General features: G+C 36.7%; 11 protein-coding genes. 9 read left to right on the plus strand and 2 right to left on the minus strand.

All coding sequences use genetic code 11. The features are described 5' to 3' along the window. Nucleotides 1-20: 20 nt before the first annotated feature. Both FD16_RS11990 and FD16_RS11995 read right to left on the minus strand, forming a co-directional pair. A complete protein-coding gene (locus FD16_RS11990) occupies nt 21-554 on the minus strand; it encodes an HAD family hydrolase (RefSeq protein WP_056938565.1) in 534 nt (177 codons plus the stop codon). A 68-nt stretch (nt 555-622) separates the two neighbouring features. Continuing rightward, the gene (locus FD16_RS11995; protein ID WP_010622484.1) at nt 623-2692 is read right to left on the minus strand and encodes a BglG family transcription antiterminator; all 2070 of its coding nucleotides are present in this window, start codon (nt 2690-2692) and stop codon (nt 623-625) included. A 159-nt stretch (nt 2693-2851) separates the two neighbouring features. Between FD16_RS11995 and FD16_RS12000 the strand changes: the two genes are divergently transcribed. The 9 genes from FD16_RS12000 (at nt 2852) to rpiA (ending at nt 11843) form a co-directional block, all read left to right on the plus strand. Then, the gene (locus tag FD16_RS12000) at nt 2852-3307 is read left to right on the plus strand and encodes a PTS sugar transporter subunit IIA (RefSeq protein ID WP_010622485.1); all 456 of its coding nucleotides are present in this window, start codon (nt 2852-2854) and stop codon (nt 3305-3307) included. Nucleotides 3308-3319: 12 nt separating this feature from the next. Continuing rightward, nucleotides 3320-4405, plus strand: a complete 1086-nt coding sequence (locus FD16_RS12005) for a PTS fructose transporter subunit EIIC (protein ID WP_010622486.1) — start codon at nt 3320-3322, stop codon at nt 4403-4405. Between the two features lie 19 nt (nt 4406-4424). Further along, nucleotides 4425-4730 carry a PTS fructose-like transporter subunit IIB gene (locus tag FD16_RS12010; protein WP_010622487.1) on the plus strand — a complete coding sequence of 102 codons (306 nt, stop codon included), beginning with the start codon at nt 4425-4427 and terminating at the stop codon, nt 4728-4730. A gap of 43 nt (nt 4731-4773) precedes the next feature. Next, nucleotides 4774-6051: a class II D-tagatose-bisphosphate aldolase non-catalytic subunit gene (locus tag FD16_RS12015; protein WP_010622488.1), complete on the plus strand. Its 1278-nt coding sequence runs from the start codon at nt 4774-4776 to the stop codon at nt 6049-6051. A 32-nt stretch (nt 6052-6083) separates the two neighbouring features. Then, entirely contained in the window at nt 6084-6329 is a 246-nt protein-coding gene (locus tag FD16_RS12020) for an RTA1 domain-containing protein (RefSeq protein WP_162097675.1), read from the plus strand. A gap of 188 nt (nt 6330-6517) precedes the next feature. Continuing rightward, nucleotides 6518-8524: a transketolase gene (gene tkt / locus FD16_RS12025; protein WP_010622490.1), complete on the plus strand. Its 2007-nt coding sequence runs from the start codon at nt 6518-6520 to the stop codon at nt 8522-8524. A gap of 126 nt (nt 8525-8650) precedes the next feature. Next, nucleotides 8651-9088 (plus strand): PTS sugar transporter subunit IIA, encoded by a 438-nt coding sequence (locus tag FD16_RS12030; protein WP_010622491.1) that lies wholly within the window; start codon nt 8651-8653, stop codon nt 9086-9088. 116 nt (nt 9089-9204) lie between these two features. Further along, complete coding sequence (gene ptsP / locus FD16_RS12035) at nt 9205-10932, plus strand: phosphoenolpyruvate--protein phosphotransferase (protein ID WP_010622492.1); 1728 nt, start codon at nt 9205-9207, stop codon at nt 10930-10932. A 206-nt stretch (nt 10933-11138) separates the two neighbouring features. Next, nucleotides 11139-11843, plus strand: a complete 705-nt coding sequence (gene rpiA, locus FD16_RS12040; RefSeq protein ID WP_010622493.1) for a ribose-5-phosphate isomerase RpiA — start codon at nt 11139-11141, stop codon at nt 11841-11843. Nucleotides 11844-11987: the final 144 nt, after the last annotated feature.

An 11987-nucleotide genomic window follows, 5' to 3' on the forward strand; every position in this document is an offset into this window, starting at 1 on the left:
TCAAGTGTTGCACTTCAATTTTAAATCGGGGTTTTTAAATTTATGGAATTAAGTAGTGAAATAATTTTATCAATCAGATTTTGTTTTGGACAAATAACAGTTACCTTTAAAATTTTTCTATTTTTTGAAAAAAAAGAATTAATGTCGGCAATAATCGGATTTTGAGGTGACACTTCTCGAAACATGTTAATTCCTTCATCGATTTTGAATGTAAAACAATTATATTCATCAAAAAAACATAAACTGGCTTCTGGAAAATTCACACCCAAAATATACAATAGATTTTTACATACGTTAATATCCATGGGTGATTCCTTAAGAACGTGAAGGCTTCCATTATTTTTTATGCTAAATATGATTCCTCCGTTAAAACCAATTTGTGGGGAATCTAATCCTAATAGATTGATATGTTCTTCCATTTGTTGGGGTGCTCTGCCTGAAACTAGTGTAAACGGAATATTGGATTCTCTGACAAATTGTATGGTTATATCAGAAATTTTGTGGCCTGAATTTAGTAAAGTACCATCCATATCTGAAAATATATGTTTAATCACTATTACACTTCCTATACTTTTTTACAGTATATTTTATGGAACGCGTTTCATGTCAACATCGAAAAATATTAATTCTTTAAATCATCAATAAGAGTTACCAAGTCTTGCTTATTTTTTGCATTTACAAGTCGAGTATATTTCCTATTGTCTTGCAATATTTCAAGTAACCCACTTAATGCACGGAGATGTTGTTTTTCTTTTTTTGGCGCAAGGCAAATGATTACATCTATTTTTTCATTCTCAATTGTTGCCGGGTTATCTAGTTTTAAAAGAGACATACCAATTTTGTATACTTTTGATGACGGTGAGGAGTGGGCTAGCAACACCCCCTCTTTTACTAGCATGAATGGTCCTTTTTCCTGTAACTTGTTAATTATCTCTGTTACATAGCTTGCACTAACCGAATCATTCTTTAAAAGTGGAATGAAAGCTTTTTGAATTGCCTGTTTCCAGCTTAATTCTTTTTTAGTTGTACTTACGTTTTCCTGTGGTAATAACTCCTTAATTGATGGAGTTTTATCATTTTTATCCTCTGTAGTGATTGATCCTGGATCAACTTGATCTTTAAAATATGCAACTAATTTTTTGTTCAAAGATTCTGGATTATTTATCATTACCTCATTTGAAATTATGTCCATTACATCTCTAGCAAGCTTATTTGCATCATGCATTGCGGTTAGGCCGACTTGATGTAGAGCTTTATCAATTAACTCGAAGTCCTTTTCAGTTGGAATGCCATGTACAGTAACAGCTTGCATACCCTGCTTATTTTCTAATTCGACAGTAGAAATAACTAGTTTTGCATTTATGATGTTACTAAATTTCTTGAATTCCTTTATGCCGAGCGGACGAGAAAATTTTATGCGATTGTACTTTCTTTTTAGTGTTTGTTGAAGGAAATATGAGGTTCCGACCCCACTTGAACATAGTAGCAATACATCTATATTAGTTGAAAAAGATTGATTATTTTTTATGCGGTTACTTTGACCACCAAAGTAAGTGGTTATTAAAGCTAACTCATCCTCTGATAGATTTTTATGAACATAATTTTCAAAAGGTTGTACCGCAAAGCTGGTAAGATCCATTAATTCTGAATAATCATTTTTTATTTCTTTTAAATTTGGAGACTTATATGGAATGTTCAGGACTAACCGTTGGTATGTTGACAATAGGTGAGCCTTCAATCCATTTCTTAATTGTTCAGAGTCAACATTTGTTCCAGATATTTGGGTAAAACGTTTAATGATTTCATCAACTAATTTATCAACCGGAAGTTCACTGTTGCACTGCCAGTTTGGTATATTTTTTGTCTGTGCACTATAAATAATGTTTTTGAAGTAACTAACTTCAGTATCTTTTATAGGAATATTAAAGTGATTCATTAAACTTTCTACCCATTCTTTCAAAACGACATCATCAAAATTTAAGTACTCTGGAACGTTTTCAACGAAACGGTCTTGATTAAGTTGAATTCTTTTAAGACACCACGATAGAAACGTTGCTAGTGTTTCAAATGAATTGTCACTAAAAACAACTTTCCCTTTTCTCTGTAATAAATTTAATTCGTCCTGAAGGTATCTGTAGTGAGCTCCACGCATTTCTTTTAAAATCATCTGGTTTTCATTGGCACATACAATTTGATAAACCCATGATCGTTGTATTAATTCATTACCGATTAGTTGCTTACCATTTCTGGTGTTTTTAACCGAAAAGGCTTTTGGCAAATCAGCTTTTAAGTCTTGAAAATCATTTATGATTGTATTTTTTGAAACGTGAAAATAGTTAGACATGTTGTTGAGTGTGATTCCTTGTTTGTTTTGGATTAAACTCCAAAGAATAATATCATGTCGGGAGTACTTATTTGAGTAGGCAACTGGATAGTCATTTTGTTGCAAGTTATCGTAGTGCATTAATGCTTTTTTTGTGTCAGTTGGCAAATAGTATTTGCTTTGTGTCAGGCGTTGCGCATTGTCAAGAGACATTTGATCGAGCCGGAAATTCATATCCTTTATCCAATAAAATGCACTTCTTTTGGAAATGGTAAATTCAGTTTCTATGTCCTTAGTATTCACGTATTCATGATCGACAAAGTATGTAGTAAGTAAATTGACACGTTTTTTTGAACTAATAATTATCAAAGATATCACCTCATTTTTTAAAAAGTAAGCGTTTTCGTTATTATATCAGGGTTTGTTAAAGTACACAATTTTTGCACTATTTCAGTGAATCAGATTGTCTTGTTGCACTTTTGTGTAAGCGGTACCATATGGTCGTTGAAAGGGATCGAGGTGAAAGATATGGAAAATGTTGCTAGCTTTGTTAACATAGTTACTGCATTTGATATTGATGCTAATTCAAAGGAAGAAGCAATAGAGCAAGTAATTAATAAGTTGAGTGAGTCTGGAAAATTAGTTGATCGGGAAAAATTTCAAAAGGATGTTTTTGGAAGAGAAGCTGAATTGCCAACTTATATTGGCTATGGTTTTGGGTTACCACATTCACAAAGTGATTTTGTTAAGAAAGCGACTATTGGCATTGGTAAGCTGAGGCGCCCAGTTGTCTGGACGGAAGACAAAGAGGCGGATTTTATTTTCTTGATTGCGGTACCACATGGTGGAAAAGAAAATATGCACCTCAAAATTTTGGCAAATCTGGCACGTTTGTTGATGCACGAGGATTTTAGAGAAAAGCTTCGTAGCTTACCAGAAAAAGGCGTACGGGAGTTGCTAAGAGATAGTCAAAATCTATCATAGGGGTGATACAAAATGGCTGAGAATGCTAAAAAGAAAAAAACCAGTTGGTGGGCTCCAGCTCAAAGACATTTGATGACAGCGACTGGTTATATGATTCCATTTGTGGTTGCTGGCGGTATTATTTTTGCACTTTCCGTTATGATTAGTGGTCAACCTTCCGCACCAACAACCGGGTGGTTAGGAAAGCTTAATTCAATTGGTGCTGCGGGGTTAGCGTTATTTATACCTGCTTTGGGTGGCTATCTTGCGTTTAGTATGGCCGATCGTCCAGGTCTAGCTCCAGGATTTATTACTGCTTATTTGGCAGTTCAGATTCATGCAGGGTTCCTTGGTGGTATTTTAGGCGGTATTTTAGCTGGATATGCTGTCAATTTACTAAAAAAAATCAAATTACCGGCTAACTTTAGAACCCTAAGCTCAATATTTATCTATCCTTTAGGGGGAACACTTATTGCTGGTGGGTTGATGGTGTTCGTTTTAGGTGGACCAATCGCCGAAATAATGAAAGCGCTAACTAATTTCTTAAATGGTCTTCACGGTGCTGCTAAAGCTCCTCTTGGAGTTTTACTTGGTGCCATGGTTGGTGTTGATATGGGTGGCCCAATTAACAAGGTTGCATATACATTTGCGCAAACGCAAGTTAATACTCTTCCGTTTTTAATGGGTGGGGTTGGTGCCGCTGGTGCCACACCTCCAATTGGATTGGGAATTGCGACACTTATCTTCAGAAATAAATTTAGTTCTGAGGAACGTGATGCCGGTATTGCTGCGTTGGTAATGGGTACTATGGGTATTACAGAAGGTGCCATTCCGTTTGCTACGGCTGATCCGATTAGAGTCATACCTGCAAATACAATCGGAGCGGCAGTGGCGTGCTTATCAGGATTTATGTTTGGATGCTTGAACCATGCTCCATGGGGAGGCTTGATTGTTCTACCAGTGGTTGATCATAGGTTAGGTTATATAGCCGCGGTTGCTATGGGTGCAATTGTTGTTGCTGTTATAGTCGGAGTCACGAAGAAGAAATATGTTGCAGAAGATCATACGGAAAATTCTGATGACGATGATGACATTGACTTTGATGTTCAAAATTTTTAATGATTAGGAGATGATCTCAATGAAAATTGTAGGTGTTACTTCATGCCCAAGTGGTGTTGCTCATACTTACATGGCTGCTGAGGCACTTCAAAAAGCTGGAAAAGACAAAGGTATTGAAGTTCATATTGAAACACAGGGTGCTAGTGGGGCTGATGATACCTTAACAAAGGATCAAATTTCTGCGGCTGACTTCGTTGTCCTGACAAACGATACAAGTATCCGTGGAACAGATAGATTTAAGGGCAAGAAGGTTGTTCAAATGAGTGCAACTAAAATTATTGAAAAAGCTGACGCTTTGATGAATAAGCTTGAAAAGATGGCTTAACTAAATGGCGTTAATCGAATAAATTCTTTTGGAGGAATTGAATATGACTGAAAAGGTTTCAATTAAAAGTGCTGTTACTGATATGTTGAAGTTACAAGATGATGGACGATTTTCAACGTTATTAGGTATCGGGCCAATGTCACCTAATTTATTACAAGCAAGTTTTGAATTAGCACGTGATGATGATTTTCCGTTGATGTTTATTGCTAGTCGTAATCAGGTTGATAAAGATGAACTTGGTGGTGGATACGTTAATGGCTGGGATCAAACTAGATTCGCTGCCGATATTAAGAAAGTTGCCGATGAAGTCGGATTTAATGGATTGTACTATCTATGCCGTGACCATGGTGGTCCTTGGCAGCGGGATAAGGAACGTAATGATCACTTGCCTGTTGAAGAAGCTATGAAACTTGCAAAGGAATCGTATTTAGCAGACATTGAGGCTGGATTTGACCTTTTGATGATTGACCCGACAAAGGATCCATTCCAAATTGGCAAGGTTGTAAGTTTGGACAACGTAATTGATTGGACCGTTGAGTTAATCGAATATTGTGAAACTGAACGTAAAAAGCGTAACTTGCCTGAAATTGGTTATGAAGTTGGTACTGAAGAAACCAATGGTGGCTTAACTACTACTGATAAGTACGAAAACTTCATCCAACGCCTGAAAGGTGAACTTGATAAGCGTGGATTACCAATGCCAACCTTCATCGTTGGTCAAACAGGTACTTTGATCCGTTTAGGTGAACAAGTTGGTGAATGGAACTATGAAAATTCAATTGACCTATCCACGATGGCTAAGAAATATGGAGTGGGACTTAAGGAACATAATGCAGATTACTTGGATGATGTAACACTACTCATGCAAACTCCTGCTCATATTACGGCTGCTAATGTGGCGCCACAGTACGGCACTGAAGAAACCCACGGACTGTTAAGGTTATATGATGTTGAACAACAGCTGTATCGTGACGGGTTGGTAGATGATGCTTCTGACTTATATCATACATTGCTTACAAAGGCAATTAAGAATGGCCGCTGGATCAAGTGGATGGAAGGCGACGATACTAAATTGACAGTGGAACAAGCACTTAAACGTCCGGATTTATATCAAATTATTCTAGATGTTTCTGGTCACTATGTATACGATGAACCCGAAGTGAAAGCTGAGATTAATAAGTTATACAGCAATTTAGCTAAAAATAATATTGATGGTCAGCGTTACGTTGTTGAACGTATTAAGAATCCAATTCGCCAATACGTTAAGACATTGAATTTGACGGGATTAACAACAGCCATTCGTGAGGAAGATACTAAATAATTTAAATTATGATGAAAGGGTGTATTTTAATTATGCGGCAATCTAGTACAAAAAAAGGTAAGACTGGAAAATTTATTAGAGGCTTAATTTTTTCAATTTGTGTACTGTTTATCTTCTATCTGATTATTGGATATTTTGGACTTACAGCATCGCAAAAAACTGGCGGTTTTATGTTTAGTTGGTACGGGATGTTTGCCGTTAGCATCTATGTCATCGTTCGTTGTATTTATCCTAAAGCGAGACTGATGAATATCTTTAAAATTAAATGGTTCCACTGATATTCGCAATTGACAAAATAAAAAAGAAGCCTTCCGAAAAAGGAAGACTTCTTAGCATTAATCGAATAATACTGTTCCTGACAAAAACAGTATAGACGATTTGTGTAATGATTGCAAGCGCTTTCATTGATGATTTTAAAACCTGGTTCAAGTATTGAACATGTCTTGTACAAAATGGAGGGAAAGTAATGATTAACGCACAAGAATTGTCTTCCGAAAAGGTTTTTGATAGTACAGATGAATTATCTGTTAACACTTTACGAATGTTGAGTGTAGATATGATTCAAAAGGCTAAATCTGGACATCCTGGTATTTGTCTTGACGCGGCACCAATGGCATATGTTCTTTGGAACTATCATATGAATGTTGATCCAAAGAACCCTGGGTGGATTAATCGTGACCGATTTGTTTTATCAGCAGGACACGGTTCAGCAATGTTGTATAGCTTAATTCATCTTAGTGGCTACGATTTACCAATAAGTGAATTAAAGCAATTCAGACAGTTAGGTTCTAAAACACCTGGTCATCCAGAGTATGGACACACTGTTGGTGTGGATGCCACAACTGGACCGCTGGGTCAAGGAATTGGAATGGCTGTAGGAATGGCACTTGCTGAAAAACATATGAGCGTTGTTTACAATCATGATTATGACATTATTGATCACTATACCTACGCAATTGTTGGTGATGGAGACTTGATGGAAGGTGTAAGTCAAGAAGCAATTAACATCGCTGGCAAAGAAAAGCTTGATAAACTCGTCGTCTTATATGACTCGAATGATGTAACTTTGGACGGGCCTTTGAGCAATGAATCCATTGAAGACCAGAGCATGAGATTTCAAGCGGCCGGTTGGGATTATTTACGTGTTCGTGATGGTGAAGATTTAGACTCAATTAATCGTGCGATTGAAGCTGCAAAACAAACTGATAAACCAGCGATTATTGAAATTAAAACAGTGATTGGCTACGGTTCACCAGACGCTGGTACCAACAAGGTGCACGGTTCAGCGTTGGGTGATGACAATGTTCAGGCTACTAGAGAAGCATTAGGATATTCGGATGAACCCTTCAAAGTTGAAAAAACAGTCTACGATCGATTTCAGAATATTCAAATACGTGGTGAAAAGGCTTATGATACTTGGCTACAAGAGTTTAGTATGTTTGAGAAAAATGATCCCCAAGCCAAGTATTTTTCTGAAGACAATTCTCCAGAATTGAATCTTGATGATATTGAACCGTCTGCAGAGGTTGGCGAAGAAGTTGCCACACGTGTTGCAAACTCGGATATTATGCAGCAAATTACAGAAAACAACCTTAATTTCTGGGGTGGAGCTGCTGATCTGTCATCAAGTAATAAAACACAATTAACTGGAAGTGGTCGCTTTTCAGTATGTAACCCTCAAAATCGAAATTTATGGTTTGGGGTTCGTGAATTTGGAATGGCGGCAGCATTGAACGGTATCGCATTACATGGTGGCACACGAGTATTTGGCAGTACGTTCTTTACATTTTCTGATTATCTTAAATCCGCTGTGAGATCCGCAGCTTTACAAGGATTACCAGTGACGTATGTATTTACTCATGATTCAATTGCTGTTGGGGAAGATGGCCCTACGCATGAACCAATAGAACAATTAGCCGCACTTAGGTCTATGCCAAACGTGAATGTAATTCGTCCTGCAGATGCAAATGAAGTGTTTGAATCTTGGAAAGTTATTGCTAAAGAGACGGACACACCCAACGTAATGGTATTGTCTCGGCAAAAGTTACCTGTTATGAAGGAGACTTTAGACGCTGATGTATCAAAAGGTGCATATGTTGTATCTCCAGCTAAGACGGGATTAGCTGATGGTATTTTAATTGCCACAGGATCGGAAGTTTCACTAGCACTAGAGGCTAAAAAGGCATTGACCAAAAAATCCTATGATATTTCAGTTGTTTCAATGCCAAGTATGGAATTATTTGATCGACAATCAGATGAGTACAAAGAATCTGTTCTACCATCATCAATTACTCGCAGAATTTCAATTGAAATGGAAAGTACATTTGGCTGGGGAAAGTATGTTGGACTGGATGGAGCAAGTATCGGTATTGACACATTTGGTGCCAGTGGCAATGGAGATGCTGTTGAAGAATACTTTGGTTTTACGGTTAAACACATCGTTAATCAATTTGAATCATTGTGGAATAAGTAGATCATTGGGATTGAGAAGCATAAGCGTGAGTACTTGAGGATTAATTAGATTATTAACTGTTCATCAAAGGAACGTAAGATTTAATTATATTGTAGAAACTTTTTGTTGATGAAGGAGTGCGTAGTTATGAATTTAGTAAGTTCAATTAATCCTCAAAATATTCTTGTCAGTATTGATGACACGGATAAAAAATCTGTTATTGCAAAACTAGTTGATGCGCTCTACGAAACAGGTGAAATTACTGATAAAAAAGAATTTATCGATGACGTTTATTTTCGTGAAGAAGAGGGTATCACAGGCATCGGGAATGGATTAGCTATTCCACATGGTCGTAATGAATTTGTAAAAAATTCATCTTTTGCAATTGCTACACTAAAACAATCAGTTGAATGGGGCAGCATAGATGATGAACCAGTAAAAGTTGTAATACTGCTTGCAGATTCACTTGATGGCAAGCCCATAATGCTAGACAAGTTCATGAAAAAGCTTAGTGATGAGGATAAGCTTCACTTTTTGAAAGAGGCTACGTCCGTTAGCGATGTTATTTCGGTGCTCGATAGGTAATTATTTATTTAAAATTCATGTATGTATAGACAATATTTGAACCAATTACCCACACTTTTTGGAAAAATAAATTTAACATATATGGGTTAATGATTAGATAAAGAAGGTTGTGGACTATGTCAGTCAAATTAAAGGGAATCGCTGCAAGCAATGGTATTTCAATTGCAACTGCGTACGTCCTTACTGAGCCAAATTTAAAGTTTGATAGAATTAGCAATGCAAATTGTAAGAATGAAAAATTGCGTTTTAGCAAAGCATTAGAAAAATCAAAACAAGATTTGGCCCTAATAAAGAAGCATGCTGAGGAGAATATGGGTGAGGAAGAGGCGCAGGTCTTTGAAGCACATATTGCCATTTTAAATGATCCAGAGTTTATTGGAACAATAGAGAATGAAATTGATAATGATAAAGTAAATTCTGAACAAGCATTGTCAGATGTTTCCAATAAATTTATATCCATCTTTGAGGCAATGGATGACAATGAGTACATGAAGGGACGAGCAGCCGATGTTAGAGATGTTTGTAAAAGAGTTCTCAGTCATTTGTTGGGAGTTTCGTTACCAACACCTTCATTAATTGACAAAGAGTCAATTATTGTTTCACATGATTTAACTCCTAGTGATACTGCACAATTAAATAAAAACTATGTTAAAGGGTTTATTACGGATATTGGAGGGAGAACTTCACATTCTGCAATTATGTCTCGAACTCTTGAAATCCCAGCTGTGGTTGGAAGTGAAGACGCAACTTCTAAAATTAAAAATGGTGACACTGTGATCATTGATGGGATTAATGGAATGGCAATTGTTAATCCCAATGAGGATGATGTAGAAAAGTTTCAGAAGGCTAAAAGACAGTTTGAGAATCGTCTCAAAGAATGGGCCAAATTAAAAGACGCACCCAGCCTCAGTTTAAACGGTGAACAGTTTACCATTGGTGCGAATATTGGTACGCCAGACGACGTCAAATCAGTTATCGATAATGGTGGTGAAGCAGTTGGTTTGATGCGCTCAGAATTTTTGTACATGGATTCAAATGAGTTACCTACTGAAGATGAACAATTTGAAGCCTATAAAAAAGTTGTTAGCGGTATGAACGGTAAGCAAGTGGTTATTAGGACAATGGATATTGGCGGTGATAAGCATTTGCCATATCTACCGCTTCCTGAAGAAATGAATCCATTCTTGGGTTATCGTGCCATTCGAATCAGTTTAGACCGACAGGAAATCTTTAGAACACAATTACGTGCATTAATTCGGGCTTCGGAGTTTGGCAAGTTGGCAATTATGTTTCCTATGATTGCAACTGTGGATGAATTTAAACAGGCCAAGAAGATCTTTGAAGAAGAAAAATCTAAGCTAATTGAACAGATGGTACCTGTTGGAGCCAACATTGAGGTTGGTATGATGATGGAGATTCCGGCGGCGGCAATGATTGCTGATAAATTAGCTAAGTATGTCGATTTCTTTAGCATTGGTACCAATGATTTAATACAGTACTCCTTTGCTGCAGATCGTGGGAATGAGCGTGTCTCATACCTTTACCAACCATATAATCCATCTTTACTGAGATTGATTAAAAATACTATTAAATATGCTCACAAGGAAGGTAAGTGGGTTGGTATGTGTGGCGAGATGGCAGGAGATCAAGTGGCAGTTCCAATTCTGATGGGGATGGGGCTTGATGAATTCTCGATGAGTGCGACGTCAATTCTTCAGACAAGGTCCTTGATGAGAAAATTAGATACGAAAAAGCTGTCAGAATTAGCCAACAGTGCATTGAATGCGGAGACTAACGATGATGTGATCAAATTGGTTAAAGAGTTTACTCAACATAATAAATAAGGTTACTGGCCATTTAATGATTAAAAGTGAAAACAATAGTCATTTAAATCTCTCCTTTAGAAAATACAGTAAGAAAACGTACAAAATTGATTATACAAGGTTGGTTCTCTTGAATATTGAATGGCCTGAACCTCACTGGTGTGACTTTAGCATTGCTGAAGTTGCACCTTTAGTTTATTAAAAATATAGATTTTGGAGGCATTGTGATGAATCAAAATGAATTAAAAGCATCTGTTGGTAATGAGGCTGCTAAGTATGTAGAAAATGATATGATTGTTGGTTTAGGTAGTGGAACGACTGTTAGTTACATGGTGGATTCTTTGGGTAAAAGAGTAAAAAGTGAAGGTCTTAATATCGTGTGCATTTCAACGTCTAATAGAACCGCTGATCAAGCCCGTTGTTTAGGAATGAATGTGACATCGATTGATAAAGTTGGTCATGTTGATCTAACCATTGATGGAGCCGATGAAATTAGTTCCGATTTGAATGGTATTAAGGGTGGTGGTGCAGCTTTACTTTGGGAGAAAATCGTTGCAACTAATTCTGATAGAAATATGTGGATAGTTGACGAAAGTAAGATAGTTGATCATCTAGGAGCATTTCCGTTACCAGTTGAAGTTATACCATTTGGTTCACAACATGTTTTTGATAAATTTAAGAAAATGGGATTTCAACCAAGTTTTAGAACAAATGTGGCAAGTGCATTAGTAAAAACAGATTCAAACAACTTAATTATTGATTTACATCTTGGTAAAATAAGCGCTCCTAAGGAACTTGCAGAGTTACTTAACGACACTGTAGGAGTTGTCGAACATGGATTGTTTTTGGACGTTGTTGATAAAGTGATAGTTGGTAAACAAGATGGAATTGAGACAATAGACAGAATCGAAAAGTTTGCCAATGCAAATTAATATCCGACACATAGTTTCACGTGAAACAAATAAAAATTAATTTATGTTTAGATTCATTCAAACATGCATTCACCATGCTAACCAGGCATATTAATTCAGTGCGATAAGCATTCCACATATCCAAAGAACGCTCCTATCCTAGTA

Source organism: Paucilactobacillus suebicus DSM 5007 = KCTC 3549 (assembly GCF_001434475.1).
Taxonomy (GTDB): domain Bacteria; phylum Bacillota; class Bacilli; order Lactobacillales; family Lactobacillaceae; genus Paucilactobacillus; species Paucilactobacillus suebicus.